The sequence below is a fragment of the Nevskia ramosa DSM 11499 genome (genome assembly GCF_000420645.1).
Lineage (GTDB): Bacteria > Pseudomonadota > Gammaproteobacteria > Nevskiales > Nevskiaceae > Nevskia > Nevskia ramosa.
Window position 1 is genome coordinate 351,982 of record NZ_ATVI01000006.1, and the last position, 23,969, is coordinate 375,950.

Here is a 23,969-nt window from a genome sequence, read left to right on the forward strand (position 1 = left end):
TCACTTTGCAGCTTCCAGCCGCCGCGCGGTCAGCCACAGCCGGGCATCGAACTCGCGCTGGTGGTAGTCGGACAACATGTGCTCGCAGAGACGGTAGAAGGCCTTGTCGTGATCCTGCTCGCGGATGTGCGCAAGCTCGTGCACGGCGATCATTTCCAGGAACTCCGGCGGCGCTTCGCGGAACACGGCGGCGATGCGGATCTCGCGCTTCATCTTCAGCTTGCCGCCCTGCACGCGTGACGAGCGGACGTGCACGCCGAGCGCATTGCGTACCGCTTCCATGCCGCCTTCGTAGCAGACCCGGTGCAGCGGCGGCGCGCTGCGCAGGTACTCGCTCTTCAGATCGCCGACATAGGTCTGCAGCGCGCTGTCGGACTGGATCTCGTGGCGAGCCGGATACTTCTTCGCCAGATGCGCGCTCAGCCGCTGCTCGGCGATCAGCTTGCGCACCTGGTCGAGCGTGGCTGGCGGGTAGCCGGTGAGGTAAGGCAGATCGGTCATCGAAAGCCGGCGATCAGGCGCTTGCTGGCAGCGTGTAATCGATCGTGTAGTCGTGGCGGCCGTTGCCGACGATCAGATTCATCGCGCCGCTGATGCCCGCGAGTTCGCCGGTGCCGGAGTCCGGCACGATGGTCACCGCCAGCTCCGGTGCGCCGCGCGTCATCAGGCCGCGGTGGACGACGATGAAGCTGCCGGTCTTGCCGTTGAGCGTGCCGCTGATCCGCTCGATCGCGACATACGCCGCCGAGCCGCTGACGCTGCCCATGCCGGTCAGCATTTCGCCGGCACCGGTGGCATCCAGTCCACCGTGGAAGCGCTTGTCGAGCCGCATGCGGCCACGCGCGCTGTCGTCCCCGGGCTGATCGAGGCTCAGCGGTGCAAGCGTCACATCGAATGCGCCGGAAGCAGTCTGGGTGGTCATGGCGAAGCTCTTGGTGGGTTGGACGGCAGGATAGGCGAAGGCATCGCCAGCCGGCAGTTCAGGATGCCGGCCAGGATGACGATGCCGCCGAGCGTCTGCTGCAAGCCGAAACCTTCGCCGAGCAGGACCCAGGCAAACACGGCGGCAGCGACCGGCTGCACCAGCAGGGTGACACTCGCGAACGAGGCGGTGACATGCGCCTGCGCCCAGGCGATCAGGCCCTGGCCGCCGATGTGGACGACCAGGCCGAGCGCCAGCAGCAACATGATGTCGCGCGGGCCGGTGGGCAGCAGGCGTTCGCCGCTGAGCAGCGCCATCGGCAGCAGCAGGGCAGCGCCGGCGAGGCTCGCGTAGAACATCACGTCGAGCGCCGAATAGCGCCGCCGGCTGCGGCTGACCAGCAGCTGGTAGATCGCATAGAACACGGCCGTGCCGACCGCCAGCAGATCGCCGATCGCGGTCTCGTGGCTGATCCGGAAACTGTCGGCGACCAGCACGCCGGCGCCGATCAGCGCCAGCGCCAGGCCGATCCAGAAGCGCAGCGGGTGGCGGTCGCCGAAGCCGAAATGCAGGGTCAGCGCGATGAACACCGGCGACAGGTTCGACATCAGGGTCGCGTTGGCCACCGAGGTCAGATGGATCGAGCGATGCCACAGTGCCAGATCGAGCGCGAACGCGATGCCGGCGAGCAGCATCAGGCCCAGCGCGCGGCGGTCCGTCGGCGCTTCGCTGCGTGGCTGCAGCCGCCAGCGCAGCAAGCCGAGCACCGGCACGGCGATCGCCAGCCGCCAGAACGCCGCTGCCGTCGGCCCGACGTCGACCAGCCGGACGATGATCGCCGCGAAACCAATGAGCACCGCGCCGAGCACCAGGCCGGGCAGGCCGCTACGGGTGACAGCAGGGGTGGAATCGGGCGACGACATCGCGGGATCGGATGCTTCAGGGGAGGACGGCATTGTCGGACTTCGGGGCCGGCAGCGCGATGTCGCCTGAGCCGGCGTACCAACGGCCCTATGATGACGACCCGTTTCCGCGCCTTCGTCCCGGATCGGCATGCACCGGAATTGGGCATGAGGCCAAGGCTTATGCACAAGCGCGGTTCGACGGACAATTCCGGGACTATCAAGCCCCGTTCCCGCCAAGGCCTTGATAAAAATATTCAAGTCATTGAATCAGTGATCATTAATTTTTCAGCTTTGTGGATTGCCCAGCGGCCGATGTTGCGCCGCGACAAAAGCCGTGCGCGAGCTTCAATGATGTACACATGCTTATCCACAGGCCGCGCGTGAGGCTCGTCACAGTCGCCGTGCCGGTGCCCTTGCGGCAGCGCTTCGATTACGAAGCGCCGGACGCTCTGGTCGCAGCGCTGGTGCCGGGCGTGCGCGTGTGGGTGCCGTTCGGCCGCCGCGAACTGGTCGGCGTGGTGGTCGACGCCGTCCGCGAAGTCGAAGTCCCGGAGTTCGAACCGCGCCCGATCACCAGCGTGCTCGACGACGTTGCCTTGACCGGGCCGATGGTCGGCCCCGAATTGCTGGCGCTGTGCCGCTGGGTCGCCGACTACTACCTGCACCCGCTCGGCGAAGTGATTGCCGCCGCGCTGCCCGGCCCGCTGCGGCGCGGCGAGCCGGTGACGATGCCGCCGCCTGATGGCCTGCAGCTGACCGAAGCCGGTCGTGTGGCGATGGCGAGCTTGCCGGCGCGTTCGACCACCATGAAGGCATTGCTTGATCGGCTGGCGTCGGCTCCGGGCAGCAGCGCGCAGGTCCGTGCCGCACTGCCAAGTGCAGCCGCGGCGCTGAAGAAAGCGCTCGACAGCGGCTGGGTCGAGCGCTGTGCGCTGGATGTGGTCACGCCGCTCGAGGCCCGCCTGCCGCTGACCGAGGAACAGGCTGCCGCGCTGACCACCCTCGACGCAGGCTTGAGCGCCGGTTTCGCGGTCAGCCTGCTCGAAGGCGTGACCGGCAGCGGCAAGACCGAGTTGTACCTGCGGCTGACCGAAACCGTGCTCGCCACCGGCGGCCAGGTGCTGGTGCTGGCGCCGGAAATCGGCCTGACGCCGCAACTCGTGGCGCGCTTCAAGGCCCGCTTCGGCGATGGCGTGGCCAGCTTCCATTCCGGCTTGAGCGAAACCGAGCGCGCCCGCAACTGGCTCGCCGCGCGCGACGGCCGCGCGCGCATCGTCGTCGGCACCCGCTCGGCGGTGTTCGTGCCGATGGCGCGGCTGGCGCTGGTGATCGTCGACGAGGAGCACGACGTCTCCTACAAGCAGCAGGACGGCCTGCGCTATCAGGCGCGCGATGTCGCCGTGCTGCGCGCCCGCCGGGCCGGCGCACCGGTGCTGCTCGGCAGCGCCACGCCATCGCTGGAATCGCTGCACAACGCGGAGACCGGCCGCTATCGGCATCTGCGCCTGCTGAAGCGGGTCCGCCAGCAGGCGCCGCCGCGCATCCATCTGCTCGACGTGCGCCACGCGCCGCTCGACAACGGCCTGAGCCCGACGATGATCGAGGCGGTGTCGCGCCAGCTCGAAGCCGGCCATCAGGCGCTGCTGTTCCTGAATCGTCGCGGCTACGCGCCAGTGCTGCTCTGCCACGACTGCGGCGCGGTCACGCCGTGCCCGAACTGCGATGCGCGGCTGGTCGTCCATCGCGCCCGCAAGCGCCTGGCCTGCCACCACTGCGGCCATGTCGAACCGATTCCGCCGGCCTGCAGCGACTGCGGCGGCAAGCTGGTGCCGGTCGGCCAGGGCACCGAGCGGATCGAGGATGCGCTGCGGATGCGCTTCCCGGAGTACCGGGTCGAGCGCTTCGATTCCGATCGCCTGTCCAGTGGCGCGGCGATCGCGCGGCTGCTTGCCGACGTCGAGCGTGGCGACGTGAAGCTGCTGGTCGGCACCCAGGTGCTGGCCAAGGGCCACGATTTCGCCGGCCTCGCCTTCGCCGGCCTGATCGACGTCGACCAGGCGCTGTTCGGCAGCGATTTCCGCGCCATCGAACGGATGGGCCAGATGGTCACCCAGGTCGCCGGAAGAGTCGGCCGCGCCGATGCACCCGGCGAAGTGCTGCTGCAGACCCACCAGCCCGAGCATCCGCTGCTGCGCCTGCTCGTCGAACGCGGTTACCCAGCGTTCGCGGCAACCCTGATGGCCGAGCGCAAGCAGTTCGGCCTACCACCGTTCGCCAGCCTGGCGCTGCTGAGAGTCGAAGCGCGCAGCGAGGGCGAAGTGATGAACTTCCTGCGTACGCTGCGCAGCCAGCTACCGGCCGCCGACGAGGTCGAAATCCTCGGCCCGGCCCCGGCGACGATGGCACGCCGCGCCGGCTATCAACGCGGCCAGCTGCTGCTGAAAAGCCCGTCCCGCTCGGCGCTGCATCGCCTGCTCGGTGTCTGGCTGCCGGAGATCGAAGCGCTGGGCCAGAAGACTCGGCTACGCTGGTCGCTGGATGTCGATCCGGCGGATCTGTTCTGAGCGTTCACAGGTAGCTCAGCCAGCGGTTGTCGCGATGGCGCCGCTTGTAGCCGGCATACCAGCGGCAGGCCGGGTACAGCAGCGCAACCGCAAGCAGCCAGGCGCCGTAGACCGGCAGCAGGCTGGGGACATAGGTCGACGGCAAGGCATCGGCCTGCACTGAACCGAACAGCAGATAACGCGCCGCGACGCTGCCGCCGTGGATCAGCGGCACGTGCAGCAGGTAGAAGAACATCGGCACCCGGCCGAAGGTCGCGAATACCTCGGCAGCCGCGCCGCGCCAGCGTTCCAGCCAGGGCAGCAGCATCAGCGCCGGGCCGAGGGTCATCGCCAGATACTGCAGCGACGGCGGGTACTTCGACAGGTTCAGCCAGCCGAGCGCGGTGTACAACTCACCGCGCGGATTGACCGCCCACATCTGCGGCTCGCCGTACAGATTGCCGAGCCGCAGCGCGATGAAGCTCAAGCTCAGCAGCAGGCCGACGCGCAGCAGCGTTCGATCACGAACCTTCGCCGGCCGCTCGAAGACCACGCCCAGGCCGTAGCCCAGCGCCATCACGCCGATCCAGGGCAGCAGTGGATACAGAATCACCAGCTCGAAGCTGCCGCCGATGTCGCCGAAATGCAGCTCGTGCAACAGATACCAGGCGACCGCCGCCGGCGACCATTCGCTGCCGAACGCTGAGGCTTCGATGCCGTCGAGCGCGTCGTGACCGAGCACCGTGATCGCACCGATGGCGATGATCGCCGCCCGCGGCAGCCACAGCAGCGTCGACAGGAAGACCATCGACCAGCCGAGCGCCCACAGCACCTGCAGGGTCATGCCGTCGAGCGCGAAGCGCCACATGAAGTTGTTCCAGCTCAGTTCGAGCAGCACGATCCACAGGCCACGCGTCAGCAGGAAACGCTGTAGTTCGGCGCGGCTCAGCCCGGCGTTGCGCGCGTGCAGCCAGGCGCTGCTGCCGGCCATCAGCACGAACACCGGCGCGCAGAAATGGGTGATCCAGCGGGTCAGGAACAAGGTCCAGTCGGCTTGCGACAGATCGGTCGGCCGATAGGGGAAGGCGCTGAAGTAATCGCGGCAATGATCGAGCGCCATCAGCACGATGACGATGCCGCGCAGCCGATCGATGCCGCTCAGGCGCCCCGTGGCAGGGGCGCGGAGCGGCACGGCATTCATGCAGCGATCGCCGCCTTCACCGCCGCTTCCAGCTCATCCAGCGCCTCGCCGGTATAGACCGCGAGCCGCTGCATGTGCGGCAGTGCATCGCGGGCGCCGGTGAAGCCGAAGTTGAGCTTGCCAGCGTAGGACAGGCAGGTGATGTTCAGCGCCTGGCCGTGCTGCAGCACGCTGACCGGGTACATCGCTTCGAGCTTGGCGCCACCGAGGTAGAGCGTCTTGTCAGGGCCCGGGACGTTGGAGATCGCCAGGTTGAACATCGGCTTGATGCGCCCGGCGGCGCCGGTGAGCATGCCCATGATGTACGGCGCCATGAACAGCATCGTGTAGTTGTTGAGCCCGCTCTTCGGCAGGCTCTGCAGATGCTCCTTGGCGCTGAGCGTGGAGCTGTGGATCCACTGCAGGCGCTTGACCGGATCGGCGATCGAGGTGCCGAGATCGGCGAGCATGAAGCTGATCGCGGTGCCGAGCTGCTCGTCGCCCTTGGGCCGCAGCGACACCGGCAGGCCGGCGGTCAGGCTGCGCCGCGGCAGCACGTTCAGCTCCTTGAGAAAACGCCGCAGCGCGCCGGCGCAGATTGCCAGCACGACGTCGTTCAGGGTCACGCCGCCCTTCTCGGCGATCGCCCGCAGACGCGCCAGTTCGTATTGCTGGGTGGCGAAGCGGCGCTGGCCATCGACTCTGTCGTTGAGCACCGATTTCGGCGCCTTGAACGGCGTGGCCAGCGCGTCATTCGGCTTCTTGCCGCGCCAGATCTTGGTCAGCGCGCGGGTCACCTGCGGCACCAGCTCGGCCTGCTGCTGCAACTGCTCGCGTAACCGTTCGAAGGTGCTCGGCAGCACTTCACCCTCGACCTGCGCCTTGCGCTTGCGAATCTCCGCACCGATGGTCCAAGGCGGGACGACCTTGCCGGCGGCGGCACTCGCCGAGAACGCCCGCGCGGTCATGCGGATGCCGCCGACGCCGTCGATCAGCGCGTGGTGCATCTTGGTGTACAGCGCGAAGCGGTTGTTCTCCAGGCCTTCGATGACGTGGCATTCCCAGAGCGGCCGGTTCAGGTCCAGCTCATGGCTGTGCAGGCGCGAGACCAGCACGCCCAGCTCGCGCTCACCGCCGGGATGCGGCAACGCCGAGTGGCGCACGTGGTAGTCGAGATCGAGGCTGTCGTCGATTTCCCAGGCCGGCAGCACGCCGCGCAGCAGGGATTTCTTCAAGCGCAGATTCCACGGCGGCACGAAATCCTTGGCGTCCTTCAGCTGGGCGACCAGCCTGGCCAGGAAATCCGGCGGCGCATCGGCCGGCAGCGAAAAGATGTTCAGGCCGGCGACGTGCATCGGCGTGTTGCGCGACTCGACATACAGCCAGGACGCGTCGAGCGGTTTGAGTCGGGTTGCCATCGATGCCGCTCCAGTCAATTTCTTGTTGTGGAGCGACTTTAACGCGCGGACTCGCCGCGCGGTGGCGGTCTGGTCTCGCCATATGACAAGGCGCAGCAAATCCGCGTCGGATTGCTTGTCGACAAACCGCTTCAACTAAGCCGCAGGGATCGCCGCTCCGCGCTTGCGCCGGGTCTTGCTGCCGAACTTGGTGTCCACGGCCAGCTCGTCGATGTACTGCAGCAAGGTCGCGATCGCCTCGGCGCGGCCATCACCGGCGTGGGCGCTCATGTTCGATTTGTAAAACGCGTGGTTGCCCATGAAGCGATCGACGTCGCTCGGCGTCAGGTTCAGACGATCGCCGCGCATGCCGACACCCATGCGTTCGATCATCCAGGCGTTCAGGCGTTGTTCGAAGGCTTCCTCGGGCAAGGCCAGGATCGGCTTGCCGAAGTGGATCGCTTCGCCAATGGTCTGATTGCCGGCGGTCGACATCACCGCGCGGCAGGCGGCGAGATCGTGAACGAACCATTCGTTGCTCGGCGCACGGAAGTCGAGGTTCTCGACCTTGCCGCGATACGGCGTGCCGTAGACCACGACAGGACAATCGAGCTGACGCAGCGCGTGATCGATGTTCGGCCGGTACTGATGCTCGCCCTTGTTGAAGTAGGCGAGCAGGAAATCACCGTCGCTCGGTTTAGTGCGCAGCACTTCGTCGCGGAGCATCGGGCCGATCACTTTCACGCCCGGATAGGCGCCTTCGGCCGGATAGAAGCTGGCGATCAGGATGCGTTCCGGAATGCCCATCAGGCGGCGATAGCCAAAGCCGTCGCGCATGCCCATCAGCCAGAGGTCCGGCGGGAAGTGCGGCTTGCAGTAGGCGATGATGCCGACATGGTCGAAGCTGATCCGCGGCAGTTTCAGTTTCTTCGCGGCGCGGTGGGTCCAGGCTTCGGAATCGGAAATCACCAGTTCGATGCCGCGCGCCTTGATCTCGCGCTCCACCACTTCCGAACCATGGCCGCCGAAGAACAGATCGGCCATCGGCGCGAGATTGCGGCTGATCGTCTTCGGCACCGAATGGCTGCCATTGGCTTGATAGACATAGCCGATGATCGGAATGCGCACGGTCGGAAACAGCGGCGCCAGCACATCGTAGGCATCGCCACCGGCGAACACGGTGACCTCGTGCCGGGCCATCAGACTCGGCAGCACCGCCATCGAGCGCATCGCATGGCCGCGCCCGTAACCCATCACGCCGTAGGCAATCTTCATCGTCGCTGCTCCCCCCCTGTTCAAGTCGGGGTTTTCGGGTGAGTACGCGACACGATAAGAACTGGCGGTAAACCTCGAATGACGGAGCGGTGACGGTTCGATGACAGCGCCGCGGCGGCCTGCTGCGCGCCGCCGCGGCGCCTCACCAAGGGCCGGCCTGGCAGCTTTCCCTCATAATCGGACGCTCCTGCCTCGCCCTTACCCAGCGCCCGTGAACCTGCTTGACCCCGAACTGATCATCGCTTTCCTGACGCTGGCTGCGCTGGAAATCGTGCTGGGCATCGACAACATCATCTTTCTGTCGATCATGGCGGCGAAGCTGCCGCTGCATCAGCAGGCCCGCGCGCGGACCATCGGCCTGGCCGGTGCGATGCTCACCCGCATCGCGCTGCTGGTGTCCCTGAACTGGATCGCCAAGCTGACTGCCGATCTGTTCACCGTATTCGGCATGGGCTTCTCGGGCCGCGATCTGATCCTGTTCGGCGGCGGCCTGTTCCTGATCTGGAAGGCCGGCAAGGAGATCGTCGACATGCTGCAAGGCGCGCTGCACGCACCCGGCAGCACCGCCGCTGCGGTGGGTGTGAGCTTCGTCGGCGTGATCGTGCAGATCATGATTCTCGACATCGTGTTCTCGCTCGATTCGGTGATCACCGCCATCGGCATGACCAGCAATCTGCCGGTGATGATCGCGGCGATCGTCAGCGCGGTGATCGCGATGATGTTCTTCTCGGGGCCCTTGTCTCGCTTCGTCGATGCCAACCCGACGGTGAAAATGCTGGCGCTCGCCTTCCTGGTGCTGATCGGTGCCGTGCTGATCGCCGAAGGGCTGGACGTCCATATCTCCAAGGCCTACGTCTATTTCGCGATGGGCTTCTCGGTGGCCGTGGAAATCCTCAATCTGCGGCTGCGCAAGCGGCTGGCCGCCGCGGGTCATTGAAGCCTGATGCACGCTGAATCGGCCGATGTCGCCCTGCTCTGCGCGGGCCTGAATCCGGCCCAGCGCGAAGCAGTGACCGCGCCGCCCGAGCACCGCCTGGTGCTGGCCGGTGCCGGCTCCGGCAAGACCCGGGTGCTGACTCATCGCATCGGCTGGCTGATCGCCGTCGAAGGCGTTTCGCCGCACTCCATCCTCGCGGTCACCTTCACCAACAAGGCGGCCGCCGAGATGCGAGGCCGCATCGAAAGCCTGGTCACCGTGCCGGTGCGGACCATGTGGGTCGGCACCTTTCACGGTATCGCTCACCGCCTGCTGCGCCTGCACTGGAAGGAAGCGCGGCTGCCGCAGAACTTCCAGATTCTCGATGCCGACGATCAGCAGCGACTGGTCAAACGGGTGATTCGCGGCCTCGATCTGTCCGAAGAGCAGTGGGTGCCGAAGCAGATCACCGGCTGGATCAACGCTCAGAAGGAAGAGGGGCGGCGGCCGGATGCGATGGTCGATCAGGGCGATTTCGCGCAGCGGCAGCTGGTGCGCATCTACAGCGCCTACGAAGCGCAGTGCGCAGCCAACGGTCTGGTCGATTTCGCCGAACTGCTGCTTCGCGCCCATGAGCTGTGCCGCGATGTGCCGCAGATCCAGCAGCACTACCGGCAGCGCTTCCGGCACATCCTGGTCGACGAATTCCAGGATACGAACACGCTGCAATACGCCTGGCTGAGAGTGCTCGCCGGCAATACCGGGACGATGTTCGCGGTTGGTGATGACGATCAGTCGATCTACAGCTGGCGCGGCGCCAAGGTCGAGAACATGGCGCGGCTGAGCAAGGATTTTCCCGGTCTGGAAGTGATCCGCCTCGAACAGAATTACCGCTCGACCGGCACCATCCTGAAGGCCGCGAACGGCCTGATCGAGAAGAACTCAGGGCGTCTCGGCAAAGTGCTGTGGACCGATGGTCAGGATGGCGATGCGATCCAGCTCTATGCCGCGTTCAACGAGTTCGACGAGGCCGAGTTCGTCGTTGGCCGAATCAAGGCGCATCACGAAGGAACGTATGCGCTGAAGGACTGCGCCGTCCTCTATCGCTCGAACGCGCAGAGCCGCGTGCTCGAAGAATCGCTGATCCGCAATCGCCTGCCGTATCGCATCTATGGCGGCCTGCGCTTCTTCGAGCGTCAGGAAGTGAAGGACGCGCTGGCCTATCTGCGGCTGGTCGCGATCCGCGACGACGACGCCAGCTTCGAGCGCGCCGTGAACACGCCGCCGCGTGGCATCGGCGCGACCACCATCGAACGCCTGCGGACCTTGGCGCGCGATGCCGGCGTCTCGCAATGGAAGGCCGCGCAAGGCGCTGGCACTGCGCTTGGCCGCAGCGCCAACAATCTGAAAGTGTTCCTCGATCTGATCGACGGCCTCGCCCGCGATGGCGCCGGCAAGCCGCTGGCCGAATTGATGGCGATGGCAATCGAGCGCTCGGGCCTGAAGGAGCATTACAAGAAAGAGAAGGGCGAGCAGGCCGAAGCACGCCTCGACAATCTCGACGAACTGGTCAACGCCGCACGCGGTTTCGAGCGGCCGCCTGAAGACGATGGTCTCGATCCGCTGAATTCCTTCCTCGCTCACGCGATGCTCGAAGCCGGCGAACGCCAGGCCGGCGTCGGCGAGGATTGCGTGCAGCTGATGACCCTGCACTCGGCGAAGGGCCTGGAATTCCCGGTGGTGTTTCTGGTCGGCATGGAGAACGGCCTGTTCCCGAGCCAGCGCGCCGTCGATGGCGGTTCGCTCGAAGAGGAGCGGCGTCTGGCTTACGTCGGCGTCACCCGTGCGCGCCAGCAGCTGTACCTGACTTACGCCGAAGTGCGACGCATCCACGGCCAGGAGCAGATCGGCATGCCGTCGATGTTCCTGAAGGACATTCCGGCCGACACGATCGTCGAAACCCGGCCGCGCGCCGGCGTGCTGCGCCAGGCTTACGGCGGCCCGTCCGGCAACAGTGGCTATGGCGGCTACGGGGGTGGCGGTGGCGGCGGTTCCTACGGCGGCGGCCGTTACGCGCGTGCCTCCGACGTGCCTCCTTCACGGACCAAGATGACGGCCGCGACCACCGGCGAAGGCCCGGGCGGTTTCCGGCTCGGGGATCGCGTGCGCCATGCGAAATTCGGCGAAGGCACCATCCTGAGCTTCGATGGCGACGGCGATCGCACCCGCATCGAAATCAAGTTCCGCGATGCCGGCACCAAGTGGCTGATGCTGTCTTACGCGCATCTCGAACGCGCCTGATCGGCGCCGATAGCGGATGGGCCGGGACGGAAACCGCGTCCCCTGTCCACAGGAGGTCTGAACTCCAATTCTGATCGTCCGAGAATTGGACAAATGTTCACGTATGAACATGCCTATGGACCTGAACGCAGTGCAGGTAGACACTCCGGGCGTTCGCTCAGGAAACATGCCGGCGAACCCGATGGCGCGCGCAAGTTCGGCGGGCCACGGTTCTCTTCACAAAAAAGACGCTCAAGGGGGCAACAATGAACATTCGCAAAAGCTTGCGTTCCACTGTCACTGCCGCATTTTTCCTGGCGGGTCTGTCGGGGCTGATCAGCGCCCAAGCTGCCGCATTGGATCCCGTCGTTGATTGCACACCAGGAGGGCTTTACGAGCCGATCCTGGATCCGAACGCCGTTGTCCGTACCGATGTCGACGGCATCTGTCTGCTTTGCGGCATCGAAGACGCGCTTGCCGTCGTCGACCGCAAGCGCAGCACTTACGCCACCTTGCGGACCGCGGTTGGCGTGGCGTCCAACGTGTCGCTCACGGTCACCGATTCCAGCACGCGTTACGCGGCGAGCAGCGTCAAGCCGAAGGGTGCCGGTTTTGTCGTGCGTAGTGCAGACAAGGTGCTCAGTCTTGACCTGCTGCGTGGGGCTACGGTGACCACGAGCCTCAATGGCGTCGATCGGCAGTCCTTCTCGGTCGGCGGCCCGTTGAAACTCGACTTACTAGGCCTCCTGAACTCGCAGGACTTCTTCGTCCTGGGTGGAGCAGCAACCAAGGACTTCGACGCTGTCCGCATCACCTTCGGTTCGGCAGTGCGCGCCCTGACCTCGCTCAGGGTTTACGGCGCCTGCGTGCGGAACAACTAACAGCATTTCGCACCAGCGGTAACGCGTCGCTCGTAGCGCCCAAATGCTATGAGCGACGCGTGTTGGCATCGGATCACATGGCAAGCGATCCAGACGCCGTACGAATGCAGATCGTCTTCGATCGCGGGCTTGCAGCACCGTCGATCGGGCCAAGTGGAATAATGGTGGAAGAAGCTTGAGTACACCTGCCTCTTGCGTAGTCTCTAACTCATGAACATCACAGTCATCTGGGTCCTGGCACTGGTCGTGGTGCTGATCGTCGGTCCGTTCGCGACCCTGCGTGCGGTCTCGCACTACAAGGCGCGTCGCCTTGCGAAACCGAAGGACGACAAGCCCGACGACGAAGATCCGAACAAGCCGACCGGCTTCTGGTGATCGGCTTCCGGTAGCGGAGCAGCGCGCTGCCGCTTGATTGTCGGTCCTGCTGCACCCATGTCCCGGTCATGAGCAAGCGAACCGGGCGGCAATGAACTGGACTGAGGGCTACATCGGCTTCGGCATGGCCGTGTTCGCCGCGGTGCTGTGCGTCAGTTACTGGCGCAAGCGGCAGGCCAGACGCAGCCGCGAACTGGCGCCGTTCCCCGCATCCTGGCGTGACCTGCTGAGCCGGCGTCTGAAACTCCTCGGCCGTCTGAGCCCGGAGCAAAGGCGCATGCACGAACGGCGAGTGATGGAGTTCCTCGCCGACATCCGCATCAAGGGCTGCAACGATTTCCTGGTTACCGAAGAAGTGCGGGTGCTGATCGCCGGATACGCCTGCCTGATGCTGCTCAGGCCCGATGCCTACGTGTTCCGCGGCCTGCGTACCGTGCTGGTCTATCCGACCGCATTCTGGGTGCGCCACCACGAACCCGATGCGATCGGCCTGGTCAGCGATGAGCCGGAGCTGCGTCTCGGAGAATCCTGGAACGGCGAGCGCGTGGTGCTCAGCTGGGAGGATGTCGAAGCCGCGCTGGCAGGCGATGCCGTCAACGTCCTGGTTCACGAGTTCGCCCACCAGCTCGACGCCGAAAACCCCGATACCGAAGGCGCACCGCTGCTGCCGGATTACGGCCGCTGGTCGAAAGTGATGAGCGCCGAATTCAAGGCACTGGAACAGCGCTCATCACAGGTGATCGACGACTACGGCCTCGAAGGCCCGACAGAGTTCTTCGCGGTGGCCACCGAAGCCTATTTCCAGCGCGGCACCGAACTGCGGCTGCTGCATCCGCAGCTGTACGGCCTGCTGCGCGACTACTACCGGATCGAGACTTCGGACTAGCCTTTGTCTGGCCTCAGGCCGCCTTCGCGCCGGTGACGAGCATCGACTGCGCCATCTTCGTCAGTTCCTCAGCGGTCAAGCCGAAGTTGATCGGCTCGGGGATGACGATGCCGCGCTGCACGGCTGGGCGGGCGCGAATCGTTTCGATCCAGCGCTGCAGGTTCGGCAGATCGGAAATGTTGACGCCGGCCCAGAAGTGGATCGACGCCCAGCTCCAGTTGGCGATATCGGCGATCGAGTAGTCACCGCACAGGAATTCGCGATCGGCGAGCCGGGTATCGAGCACCTTGTACAGACGCTTGGTTTCGGTCTGGTAGCGCTCGATCGCGTAGGGAATCTTCTCCGGTGCATAGCGGAAGAAGACGTTGGCTTGGCCCTGCATCGGGCCGAGCCCGCCCATCTGGAACATCAGCCACTGGATCACTTCAGAGCGACCCTTGCGATCGCTGGGCAGCAGGCGGCCGAACTTCTCGGCGAGATAGATCATCAGCGCGCCGGATTCGAACACCGCGAAATCGCCTTCATCGCGATCGACGATCGCCGGAATGCGGCCGTTCGGATTGATCTTCAGAAAGTCTGCCGTCTTCTGATCGCCCTTGGACAGCGATAGCGCATGCAGCGTGTACGGCACACCCAGCTCTTCAAGCGTGATGGAAGCTTTCCAGCCGTTCGGCGTTGCCGAGGTATAGAGATCTATCATTCTTCAACTCCAATGAAGAGAATACGAGAGTCGTTATCTTCGGTTTGTATCTGAGTACTCATGATGAGCTGTCATCCGTTGTATTGATGGTACGAAACCTTACTTGTTCCACGACTTGGACTTAATCAAAACCCAGAAGATCATCAGGTGTGAAACGATTACCAACGGACCGTAAAACGTGAAGAGATACCAGAAGGTGTCCAGGTTGAAGCTCGGCACGTTGAAACGCACGAGGGCGCGTCCTCCGTTCAGCGCGTCCACGAATCCCCAGGTGTTGGCCACCCATACCAAAGGAACTGCAAAACCCCATTTGCCGCGTAGAGCAAAGATGGAAACCAATGCCAGAGTTGCTGCCAAGAGATCACCGTAAGCAGCACTGGAAAGAAAATCCATGGGCAGATTCGGATCGACGATACCCGGGACCAATAGCGTCATTCCCACATAGCGCGGAACATGAACAAAGAGCAGCAGAACTAGAGCAGAACTATAAGAAAGTTTCGTCAAATGCGGCCAAACGTACCACGCCGCAACGAGGCCAAAAACAAGAATGCTCGAAACAAGCTGCATCACAAATATTTGAGTGACGTCCATTTTCGTGTTCCCTTAACGTTAGGTTGTCGTAATGCGCAGGCGAGGACGCAGCTGATCATGCGCGATGCCAACGCGTGATCGAGTCGCTTGCCAGTACCAGTTCAATTTGAATGATTGGCCGATCATTCTGAGGAGAATGCGCAGCGCCCTCGTTCGATCAGCTCGAAGTCCGGTAGTTGTGCGCCGACGCTGAGCGCGGCATTGCCGGCACAGGAGATCGCCGTACCGAGCCAGGGCGAATGCAGCCCGGCATTCGCCGGGCTGGCAGCACCGCGATCAAGCCAGCAACACCGGCCATCGAATAGCCGGTGATGAACAGTGATTTCAACGGGTTCATGTGAAGCGCTCCTTGGTTCGCACTAGGTCTTGTTCTAGTCCAGCGTTCGCAAAGCCACGCGCACGATGTCGTCGAGCGTGGTCTTTGCCGGTTTCGATTTAGCCGCCAGGTTGATTCCCGTCAGCGTGTTGACCAGAAAGCGCGCCAGCGCCCGCGGGCGCTCGACGCGGCTGATGGTGCCGTCGTCCTGGCCACGCTTCACGGCGGCGGCCAGCGCGTTCTCCAGCTGCTGCACCACAGCCTGCGCAGCAGCGAGCACGACAGGATCGTGCGGTGCGATTTCGGTCATGCAGTTGTTGACGAAGCAACCGCGCTGGCCTTCCTGAGTCAGGGCGACAGCGACCACCCCCTTCAGCGCGTTCTCGATTTCCGCGCGGCCGGCATCGGGCTTGGCAAGTGCGCCGATCGGCCCCTCCATCAGCACACGGGCGTAGCAGCGCAGCGCTTTGACGACCAGTTCGCGCTTGTTGCCGAAGCTTTCGTAGAAGCTGCTCTTGCTCAGTTCCGTTGCCGCCAGCAGCTCGTTCAGCGATGCCGCGTTATAGCCCTTGTGCCAGAACAGATCGAGCGCACGCTGGACGACCTGCTGTTCATCGAACTCTCTGGGGCGCGCCATCTGGGATCGGATATAGATTCTGGACTGATTGGTCCATAATCCGGTGCGCATTCGATGCTGTCAAGCATCGGCCGTTCGCAATCGACATTGGGCACTGCGCTTGCGGCTTGAGTGCTTCCTCGGACAGAAGCGGCCGCACTCATGAACATGCAGACAGCGAATGCCGTCGCGCGGCGGACATCGCCCATCGCGATCGCCGCAGTGATCGTCACGGCGCTGCTGCTCGGCTGCGGCAAACCTGCGGAGCCGAAGCCGGCGGCTGCCGAACCCGGCAAGCTGCGGGCGGAGTTGAACGTCGGTTATAGCCTGCTGTACCAGCAGGCTGACGGCATTCCGAAAATGAAATGGATCCTGATGTTCAAGGACAAGGGCAACGAGCTCGATCAGACTGCCACCGGCATGATGGAGTACTACAAGCAGCTGGCGCAGTCGATGGAGCAGGTTGCCGCGAAGAATCCGGCGCTGCGCCTCGATGCGGTGACGATGCCGGACATCCTGGTCGACACGCGCAAGGCGATCGGCATCGACATGGCCAAGGATTTTGCGCCGCTGGTCGGCAACAGCGGCGTCGCCTTCGAGCGCGAACTGGTGCTGATGTTCTACAACGCGCTCGACGAGCAACGCCACCTGGTCGGCGTGATGATCGAGCGCGAGCCGGAACCGGGATTGAAAAGCTTTCTGGAAAAGACCCGGACGCAGCTGGAAGGCAAGCGCAGCAAGCTGGAAGACCTGTTGAACCGTCGCTACTTCAAGCAATAAGGCCGCTGACGATCAGTTGAGCCCGTAGCCAGACCAGCACGGAAATCGGCGTCGACAAACGCCACTGCGCTTCGCTGGCCCCGGTGCCGACCTTGATGCCGAAACCGCCCTGAGCCTGCACTTCGCGAATGCCGTCTTCGTCCGTGCGGTCATCGCCGACGAACACCGGAATGCGATTGCGGAACGGCGCGCCGGACATCAAGGCGCGCACGGCAGCGTCCTTGCCGTGACCGTGACGGCGCGCTTCGAACACGCATTTGCCGCTGATGATTTCCAGATCGCTGCCCTGGGCGCTGACGATGTCGGTCACCACCGCGAACAGCTCGTTCTGCCGCTCCGGCGCCTGCCGGTAATGCACGGCCACGGCGGCGCGCTTGTCTTCGATCCAGACGTGAGGGTCACCAGCGAAGCGAGCATTCAGACGTGCCGCAAGATCACCGAGTGATGCCACGTCCGTCGTCGGGTTCGACGGATCATGACGAAGCTCGGCGCCGTGAATTCCAGCAGCGCGCAGCTTCAGCGGCTCTAGAAAGCCGTCCAGCGATTCGAGACTGCGCCCGGTGACGATCGCCAGCGCACCATCCAGCTGGCGTTCGAGCACAGCCAGGGTTTCCAGCAGCAATGCCGGCACGATGATCCGGTCCGGATGATCGGCGAGCGCTACCAGCGTGCCGTCGAAATCGAGAAACAGCGCGTGCCCGGCGGTGAGCGCCGGCGGCTGGTTCGACAGCTCGGTTTTCGGCTCTTTCAAGGCACCGCCGGCGTTGCGAAGAGAAGCATCAGCCATTCGGGCAGGCTCAAATACGGATGCGATTGCCGACCGCAACGGCCAACGGAAGTCCCAGCAGGGAAAGCAGGAAATAGAAAAGCATGGGTTCTCCGGGTACGGCCAGATTGAGGAGCTTGTATCCGGAAACGGATACGGCGATGGACTTTGTGAGCACTCCCCATGCCCGGCGTGCAATCGCTGATCGGGCAGCGACGCCATGCGCGGCATAGGCGCTCATGCATCAGCAACCGGGAAGAGCTGGCATTTTCTACACGGACCAGCACCGCACTCGGTAATTCCGGTGCCGATGGCGTGCCGCGATCGCTGTCGCGGCCTCGGGAATGGCAGTTGCTCATTACCTCCCATGAATTCACCCGCATCGGCATTCCATGCCCTGCATTGCTCCATCACTCGAGAACAAAAATGAACATTCAAAAAAGAAACTTCCTGCTGACCGTTGTTACCGCCATGGTCTTGGCAACTGGCGCCTTTGGCGGCGGACAGGCCGTTGCGGCGGCCACTGCCGAAGAGCTGAATGCCGACGGCGAGCGCGCCCTCAAGGCCTTGTACAAGAGCAATCCGACGGCCGAGAAGCTCGCCAAGGAAGCCAAGGCGGTGCTGGTGTTCCCGAACATCGTCAAGGCCGGCCTGGTCTTCGGCGGCTCCTATGGCGAAGGCGTGCTGACCAAGGGCAGCACGGTGTCCGGCTACTACAACTCGATCTCCGCGTCATGGGGCCTGCAGGCCGGCGCCACGACCTATGGCTACGCCATTTTTCTAATGAGCGATGCCGCGATCAAGTACCTCGAGAAGTCCTCTGGCTGGGAATTGGGCACGGGCCCGTCCGTGGTCGTAGTCAACGAAGGCGTTGCCAAAAACATCTCGACTTCGACCGTCCGCAAGGATGCCTATGCCTTCATCTTCGATCAGCAGGGCCTGATGGCGTCGCTGAGCATCGAAGGCACCAAGGTCACCCCGATCAAGCGTTGAGCTTTTTGCGAATGGAGTCATGCGGCGGGAACGCCGCATGCTCCAGATCTGATGAAGCATTAATGAACACGTATTCGATCACGATCACCCCAACCAGGCTGGATTGAAGGAGGAAGGACAAATGCTGCATTACACAATCGTATTTCTGGTCATTGCACTGATTGCTGGCGTGCTGGGCTTCGGCGGCGTCGCCGGCACCGCAGCAAGCATTGCCAAGGTTCTCTTCCTGGTCTTCCTGGTCCTGTTCGTGATTTCGCTGATCAAGGGCCGCCGTCCTCGTCTGGATTTGTGATTTGCAGTTATGCAGGAAGTGGAAGAAGCAGACGTAAACAGCAGCAAGTTTTCTCATTCAACATTTCAAGCAGCCCACACCACACATCGAGTAGTACTCGAGAACTGACATTCAACAGGAGCTTCAAATGAGCACGAACAAAACCGCCGATGCCACCAAGAAAGCCGTCGATGATGCCGCCTCCAGCGCAGCAGCCGACAAGGCCAAGGGCCACACCAAGGAAGTGGTCGGCAGCATCAAGGCCAAGGTTGGCAGCCTGATCGGCGACAAGGAACTGGAAGCCAAGGGCCATGCCCAGAACGCCGAAGGCAAGACGGATCGCCTGAAGGGCGAGATCAAGGAAACGATCGAAGACGTCAAGGACAAGGTCAAGGCCGGTGTCGAAGTCGTCAAGGAAAAGCTTACCGGCGACAAGAAGAAATAGTCGTCGGCGGTACTTCCGATGCACAGAAAAAGCCCCGGTGACGGGGCTTTTTCTTGTCTGGCCATTATTCGTGCAGGACCACTCCCGGCGTTTCAACGCTTGCGCCGGCCCGTTCATTCCGCTTCGCGGGCCATCAAGCCAAGCCACACGAAGCTCGCGGGCACGATAACTGACGCCTCCCTTGCATCCAGCCTGCAGTTCGCCCGAATCCGGCGGCCTTCAGCTCATGGATCGGCCTTTCCAGGCGTCACAAGAGGCAGGAATGATTTGATCCGCATGACCGACATCGTCGATACACCCACCGAGCCTGAAGGCGATACGCCCGAACGCGGCCTCGATGCCGGCGCGTCCGAACCTGCCGAGGCGGCAGGCGAGGACATGGTCACGCCGCTGCCGTCTCCCGGACTGGTGCCGGAGCCACGTCGCACGGTCAGGAAGACGGCCCTGCCGCGCAAGCAGCGCTTGGTCGCGGTATCGAACCGAGTCGGGCCGGTGCGTTCCGCCTCGAGAGCCGGCGGGCTGGCAGTGGCACTGGTCGATACGCTGCGTGAGACCGGTGGCCTGTGGTTCGGCTGGAGCGGCAAGATCGCCGACGAAGGCGCGGTGAAGACCGAGCGCTCCAGCGGCATCACCACCGCCACCCTGGATCTGAGCCAGGACGAGTTCGACGAGTACTACAACGGCTTCGCCAATCGCTGCCTGTGGCCGCTGTTCCATTACCGGATGGATCTGACTGCCTATGACCGCCGCTTCTACGACGGCTACCTGAGAGTCAACCGACGCTTCGCCGATGCCTTGGTGCCGCTGCTCAAGTCGGACGATCTGCTCTGGGTGCACGACTACCACCTGCTGCCGTTCGGCCAGGTGCTGCGTGAACTGGGCGTGCAGCAGCTGATCGGCTTCTTCCTCCACATCCCCTTCCCGTCGCGAGAAGTGCTGGCCACCCTGCCGCACCACCATTCGCTGGTACGCGCGCTGTTCTCCTACGATCTGGTCGGCTTCCAGACCGAAGCCGACACCGGCCGCTTCGTCGACTACGTACTCAACGAAGTCGAAGGCTCATCACTGGTCGGCGACGTCCTGCATGCCTTCGGCCGCAACGTCCGGGTCATGGATTTCCCGATCGGCATCGATACCGCCGAGTACGCCAGCTTCACCAATACCGAAGACGGCCGCCGCCAAACCGAGCGCGTGCGCGCCGCCCTGCGTGGCCGCGCGCAGATCATCGGTGTTGACCGGCTCGACTACACCAAGGGCCTGCCGGATCGCTTCATCGCCTTCGAGCATTTCCTCGACAACTACCCGGAGGCGCACGGCCGGGTAGAGCTGCTGCAGATCGCGCCGACCTCGCGGGGCGAAGTGCCCGAGTACGTGAATATCCGCGAGCAGCTCGAACAGGCAGCGGGGCGCATCAACAGCCGCCATGCCGAGGTCGACTGGACGCCGATCCGCTACATGAACCGCACGGTGTCGCGGCGGGCACTGGCCGGCCTGTTCCGCGCCAGCGCCATCGGCCTGGTGACGCCGCTGCGAGACGGCATGAACCTGGTCGCCAAGGAATATGTGGCGGCACAGGACCAGCAAGATCCCGGCGTGCTGATCCTGTCGCGTTTCGCGGGCGCCGCGCAGCAGATGTCGGCAGCGCTGATCGTCAACCCCTATGACCCGGTCAGCGTCGCCGAGAACATCAATCGCGCGCTGCAGATGCCGCTGGCAGAACGCCGTGCGCGCCATCAGACCCTGCTCCAGGGCCTGCACGACGAAGACCTTGCCCATTGGCGCCAACGCTTCGTGACGGCGCTTTCAGAAGCCAGCGCGACGCGCTGACAGCGGCTGGCAGGCGTTTCGAGCCCTCATCGGCAAGAGCTGCGCCGATACGCCCTTTGGTCTTGTAATTTTTATCAGCGTTGTCGCAAACACGCTGAAAGCGCCTGCGGCAGGCCGGGCACGGCACTTGTTGTTACCTGGACACACTTCAGTCGATTCCAGGGAAAACATGCTCCGAGCCACGCCAAAATCGACCGCAGCTGCTGAAGTCGGGACGCTGCCCGCCAAGTCGCGGACCCAGCGCTCGACTCGCGGCGCGTCGGTTGCGCCGGCATCGGTGTTCTTCCTCGACGTCGGCAAGGCCGGCCCGGCACGCGAATGGCCGGCGCTGTTCGACCGCTGTGCCGCACTCGGTTGCGATGCCGTGCTGCTGTCCTCGCCGTTCGTGGCCGATCAGCTGCTGCCGCCGCAGGGCACCACCGATGCCGAGCCGGCGACCAAGATGCTGGCGCTGCTAGTGCAGGAAGCGCAGCAGCACGGCTTGGCGCTGTATCTCGATGTGCCGCTCGACCGCGCCGCCGCCGGCAGCCCGGTGGTCGTCGAACATGCTGACTGGTTCCGCGTGCCGCCGCGCCACGACGCCGCCGCGCTCGATCCGCGCCGCGCCGCGCCGCCGGTCACCTCTCTTGAACTCAGTGCCGCCCCGGCGCAGTTGCCGGCCGTCACCCGTCACTGGCGGGCGCAGCTGAGCACCTGGCTGGATACCGGCATCGCCGGCTTCCGCTTGGCTGCACCCGCTCGCCTGCAGTCACTGCAGCAGGCGCTGGTCGGCGATCTGGCTACGCGTGCGCAGTTCATCGACTGGCGGCCGGCCTCGCTGCTGCGCGCCGGGCTCAAGTCCAGCGATCCGGCCGTCACCATGCTGGCGCTGCTCGATGGTCCGCTCGACCAGACCGCCAACGGCAGCGACGAAATGCTCGAATGTGCCTGCTGCCAGGTGCGCGCGCTGGCCGCCGGTGCCACGCATGGCGTGATGCTGCCGATGGATTTCGGCCGCGCCGCGCTCGATGCCGAAGGCCATCTGCGGCCAACCTCGCTAATCACCGAAGCCCTGCAGACGCCGGCCGAGCCGAAGGTCGAGAAGGCTGCCAAGGCAAGCCTCACTGCCAAGCGCGCGCAGACCAAGGTCAATGTCGATGCGGCACTGGCGGCCCGGCGCATCGTCATCGCCAATCTGGACCCGAGCATCGATGACGGCCGCTATCCGTCCAAGCGCGTGGTCGGTGACAGCGTCGTCGTCGAAGCCGATGTCTTCACCGATGGCCACGATCAGCTTGCCGTGAATCTGCTCTGGCGCCCGGTGGGCGCCGCGAAATGGAACCGTTCGGTGATGCAGCCGCTCGGCAACGATCGCTTCCGCGGCCGCTTCACCTTGCCAGAGCTCGGCCGCCACGAATTCACCGTCGAAGCCTGGCGCGATGCCTGGGCCAGCTTTCGTAGCGAGCTGCGCAAGAAGCATGGCGCCGGCCAGAGGGTCACGGTGGAGATCGACGAAGGCCGGCATCTGATCGAAGCCGCGGCCGAGCGCACGACGAAGCCGCTCGCCGAGCCGCTGCGCAAGCTGATCGACCGCCTGGCAACGGCCAGCGAACGCGATCGCATCGAGCTGCTGCTCGATCTCGATACCGCCACCGCGATGGCCGCTGCCGATGACCAGCCGTTCGCCACGCGCCTGGAACCGGGTGCCCAGATCGATGCCGAGCGCAGCGCCGCGGCCTTCGGTGCCTGGTACGAAATCTTCCCGCGCTCGATGAGCGGCGACACCAGCCGTCACGGCAATTTCGACGACGTGATCGCCGCACTGCCACGCATCCGCGACATGGGCTTCGACGTGCTCTACATGCCGCCGATTCATCCGATCGGCAAGACCAATCGCAAGGGCCGCAACAACACGCTGACACCGGCGCCGGACGATCCGGGCAGCCCGTATGCGATCGGTTCGCCGGATGGCGGCCATGACGCGATCCATCCGCAGCTCGGCACCCTCGAAGACTTCCGCCGCATGCGCGACGCCGCTGCCGCGCACGGTCTGGAGCTGGCATTGGATTTCGCGATCCAGTGCTCGCCGGATCATCCCTGGCTGAAGGACCATCCGGAATGGTTCGCCTGGCGTGCCGACGGCACCATCAAGTACGCCGAGAATCCGCCGAAGAAGTACGAGGACATCGTCAACGTCGATTTCTATGCGCCGGGCGCCAAGCCGGGCTTGTGGCATGCGCTGCGCGACGTGGTGCTGTTCTGGGTTGGCGAAGGCGTCAACATCTTCCGTGTCGACAACCCGCACACCAAGCCGCTGCCGTTCTGGGAATGGCTGATCGCCGAAGTGCGCGGCCAGCATCCGGAAGTGATCTTCCTGGCTGAAGCCTTCACCCGGCCGGGGCCGATGCTGGAGCTGGCGAAGATCGGCTATTCGCAGTCGTACACCTACTTCACCTGGCGCAACACCAAGGCGGAGTTGACCCAGTACCTGACCGAGCTGAACACGCCACCGCTGCGTGACTGCTTCCGTCCGCATTTCTTCGTCAACACGCCGGACATCAATCCGGTGTTCCTGCAGCACTCGGGGCGCGCCGGCCATCTGATCCGCGCCGCGCTGGCGGCCACGCTGTCCGGACTCTGGGGCGTCTATTCCGGCTTCGAGCTGTGCGAAGCGCGGGCGATTCCGGGCAAGGAGGAATATCTCGATTCCGAGAAGTACCAGCTCAAGGCCTGGGACTGGCTGCGGCCCGGCCACATCACGCAGGAAATCACGGCGCTGAACCGCATCCGCCGCGAAAATCCGGCACTCCATTCGCAGCGCGGCCTGGAATTCCACACCGCGCTGAACGACCAGATTCTCTATTTCGAGAAGGCGACCGAAGACCGCGACAACGTTCTGTTGATCGCCATCAATCTCGATCCGCATCACCCGCAGACGGCGAATTTCGAAGTGCCGCTGTGGCGCTGGAAGCTCGCCGATGACGCGGAGCTTGCCGCTGAAGATCTGCTCGATGGTTCGCGCTTTGTCTGGCGTGGCAAAAACCAGACCCTGCGGCTCGATCCGGCCAAACCGTACGCCATCTGGCGCGTGCGGCCGGTCCACACCCATCAACAGGGAGCCTGAT

At 64.2% G+C, this 23,969-nt stretch carries 24 protein-coding genes; 12 read left to right on the forward strand and 12 right to left on the reverse strand.

The window, feature by feature from the left end; translation table 11 throughout:
• The 3 genes from G513_RS0108475 to G513_RS22105 are packed head-to-tail and all read right to left on the reverse strand — an operon-like array spanning position 1 to position 1,845.
• Positions 1 to 501, reverse strand: coding sequence for a M48 metallopeptidase family protein (locus G513_RS0108475; RefSeq protein WP_022976403.1), 501 nt, complete (start codon positions 499 to 501; stop codon positions 1 to 3).
• A 13-nt stretch (positions 502 to 514) separates the two neighbouring features.
• A complete protein-coding gene (locus tag G513_RS0108480; protein ID WP_022976404.1) occupies positions 515 to 922 on the reverse strand; it encodes a DUF3224 domain-containing protein in 408 nt (135 codons plus the stop codon).
• On the reverse strand, positions 919 to 1,845 hold the full coding sequence (locus G513_RS22105) for a DMT family transporter (protein ID WP_022976405.1): 927 nt from the start codon (positions 1,843 to 1,845) through the stop codon (positions 919 to 921). Before G513_RS22105 ends, G513_RS0108480 begins: the two co-directional genes overlap by 4 nt.
• A gap of 362 nt (positions 1,846 to 2,207) precedes the next feature.
• On the opposite strand from G513_RS22105, the gene G513_RS0108490 reads away from it, so the two are divergent.
• Positions 2,208 to 4,391, forward strand: coding sequence for a primosomal protein N' (locus tag G513_RS0108490; RefSeq protein WP_022976406.1), 2,184 nt, complete (start codon positions 2,208 to 2,210; stop codon positions 4,389 to 4,391).
• Between the two features lie 4 nt (positions 4,392 to 4,395).
• Here G513_RS0108490 and G513_RS0108495 read toward each other — a convergent pair whose 3' ends face one another.
• The 3 genes from G513_RS0108495 to G513_RS22110 form a co-directional block, all read right to left on the reverse strand.
• Entirely contained in the window at positions 4,396 to 5,571 is a 1,176-nt protein-coding gene (locus G513_RS0108495; RefSeq protein ID WP_022976407.1) for an acetyltransferase domain-containing protein, read from the reverse strand.
• Positions 5,568 to 6,968 (reverse strand): WS/DGAT/MGAT family O-acyltransferase, encoded by a 1,401-nt coding sequence (locus tag G513_RS0108500; protein WP_022976408.1) that lies wholly within the window; start codon positions 6,966 to 6,968, stop codon positions 5,568 to 5,570. Before G513_RS0108500 ends, G513_RS0108495 begins: the two co-directional genes overlap by 4 nt.
• Positions 6,969 to 7,103: 135 nt before the next feature.
• A complete protein-coding gene (locus tag G513_RS22110) occupies positions 7,104 to 8,222 on the reverse strand; it encodes a glycosyltransferase family protein (protein ID WP_022976409.1) in 1,119 nt (372 codons plus the stop codon).
• A 211-nt stretch (positions 8,223 to 8,433) separates the two neighbouring features.
• Between G513_RS22110 and G513_RS0108510 the strand changes: the two genes are divergently transcribed.
• The 5 genes from G513_RS0108510 (at position 8,434) to G513_RS0108530 (ending at position 13,560) form a co-directional block, all read left to right on the forward strand.
• Complete coding sequence (locus tag G513_RS0108510; RefSeq protein ID WP_022976410.1) at positions 8,434 to 9,159, forward strand: TerC family protein; 726 nt, start codon at positions 8,434 to 8,436, stop codon at positions 9,157 to 9,159.
• Positions 9,160 to 9,165: 6 nt separating this feature from the next.
• A complete protein-coding gene (gene uvrD, locus G513_RS0108515; RefSeq protein WP_022976411.1) occupies positions 9,166 to 11,439 on the forward strand; it encodes a DNA helicase II in 2,274 nt (757 codons plus the stop codon).
• A gap of 245 nt (positions 11,440 to 11,684) precedes the next feature.
• On the forward strand, positions 11,685 to 12,299 hold the full coding sequence (locus tag G513_RS0108520; RefSeq protein ID WP_022976412.1) for a hypothetical protein: 615 nt from the start codon (positions 11,685 to 11,687) through the stop codon (positions 12,297 to 12,299).
• 210 nt (positions 12,300 to 12,509) lie between these two features.
• Positions 12,510 to 12,674: a hypothetical protein gene (locus G513_RS25730; RefSeq protein WP_022976413.1), complete on the forward strand. Its 165-nt coding sequence runs from the start codon at positions 12,510 to 12,512 to the stop codon at positions 12,672 to 12,674.
• 91 nt (positions 12,675 to 12,765) lie between these two features.
• Entirely contained in the window at positions 12,766 to 13,560 is a 795-nt protein-coding gene (locus G513_RS0108530; protein ID WP_022976414.1) for a M90 family metallopeptidase, read from the forward strand.
• Positions 13,561 to 13,573: 13 nt separating this feature from the next.
• On the opposite strand, the gene G513_RS0108535 is transcribed toward G513_RS0108530, so the two are convergent.
• From G513_RS0108535 to G513_RS22115, 4 genes are all read right to left on the reverse strand, one after another.
• Positions 13,574 to 14,260 (reverse strand): glutathione S-transferase family protein, encoded by a 687-nt coding sequence (locus G513_RS0108535; RefSeq protein ID WP_022976415.1) that lies wholly within the window; start codon positions 14,258 to 14,260, stop codon positions 13,574 to 13,576.
• A 99-nt stretch (positions 14,261 to 14,359) separates the two neighbouring features.
• Positions 14,360 to 14,851: a DUF8737 domain-containing protein gene (locus G513_RS0108540; protein WP_022976416.1), complete on the reverse strand. Its 492-nt coding sequence runs from the start codon at positions 14,849 to 14,851 to the stop codon at positions 14,360 to 14,362.
• 157 nt (positions 14,852 to 15,008) lie between these two features.
• The gene (locus tag G513_RS25735; protein ID WP_156891490.1) at positions 15,009 to 15,188 is read right to left on the reverse strand and encodes a hypothetical protein; all 180 of its coding nucleotides are present in this window, start codon (positions 15,186 to 15,188) and stop codon (positions 15,009 to 15,011) included.
• A gap of 34 nt (positions 15,189 to 15,222) precedes the next feature.
• Complete coding sequence (locus tag G513_RS22115; protein WP_022976417.1) at positions 15,223 to 15,804, reverse strand: TetR/AcrR family transcriptional regulator; 582 nt, start codon at positions 15,802 to 15,804, stop codon at positions 15,223 to 15,225.
• Positions 15,805 to 15,945: 141 nt separating this feature from the next.
• Between G513_RS22115 and G513_RS0108550 the strand changes: the two genes are divergently transcribed.
• Entirely contained in the window at positions 15,946 to 16,563 is a 618-nt protein-coding gene (locus G513_RS0108550) for a hypothetical protein (protein WP_022976418.1), read from the forward strand.
• Here the strand turns inward: G513_RS0108550 and otsB are convergent.
• Complete coding sequence (gene otsB / locus G513_RS0108555) at positions 16,553 to 17,350, reverse strand: trehalose-phosphatase (RefSeq protein WP_022976419.1); 798 nt, start codon at positions 17,348 to 17,350, stop codon at positions 16,553 to 16,555. The genes G513_RS0108550 and otsB overlap by 11 nt on opposite strands.
• A gap of 10 nt (positions 17,351 to 17,360) precedes the next feature.
• The gene (locus G513_RS25950) at positions 17,361 to 17,570 is read right to left on the reverse strand and encodes a hypothetical protein (protein WP_169560582.1); all 210 of its coding nucleotides are present in this window, start codon (positions 17,568 to 17,570) and stop codon (positions 17,361 to 17,363) included.
• A gap of 185 nt (positions 17,571 to 17,755) precedes the next feature.
• On the opposite strand from G513_RS25950, the gene G513_RS0108560 reads away from it, so the two are divergent.
• From G513_RS0108560 to G513_RS22125, 5 genes are all read left to right on the forward strand, one after another.
• Positions 17,756 to 18,322 carry a lipid-binding SYLF domain-containing protein gene (locus G513_RS0108560; protein ID WP_028475315.1) on the forward strand — a complete coding sequence of 189 codons (567 nt, stop codon included), beginning with the start codon at positions 17,756 to 17,758 and terminating at the stop codon, positions 18,320 to 18,322.
• 121 nt (positions 18,323 to 18,443) lie between these two features.
• Complete coding sequence (locus tag G513_RS25405; protein WP_022976422.1) at positions 18,444 to 18,614, forward strand: DUF1328 domain-containing protein; 171 nt, start codon at positions 18,444 to 18,446, stop codon at positions 18,612 to 18,614.
• A 127-nt stretch (positions 18,615 to 18,741) separates the two neighbouring features.
• Positions 18,742 to 19,038, forward strand: coding sequence for a CsbD family protein (locus tag G513_RS22120; protein WP_022976423.1), 297 nt, complete (start codon positions 18,742 to 18,744; stop codon positions 19,036 to 19,038).
• Positions 19,039 to 19,314: 276 nt separating this feature from the next.
• A complete protein-coding gene (otsA, locus tag G513_RS0108580) occupies positions 19,315 to 20,865 on the forward strand; it encodes an alpha,alpha-trehalose-phosphate synthase (UDP-forming) (protein ID WP_022976424.1) in 1,551 nt (516 codons plus the stop codon).
• A gap of 169 nt (positions 20,866 to 21,034) precedes the next feature.
• Positions 21,035 to 23,968: an alpha-1,4-glucan--maltose-1-phosphate maltosyltransferase gene (locus tag G513_RS22125; RefSeq protein ID WP_022976425.1), complete on the forward strand. Its 2,934-nt coding sequence runs from the start codon at positions 21,035 to 21,037 to the stop codon at positions 23,966 to 23,968.
• Position 23,969 lies beyond the last annotated feature (1 nt).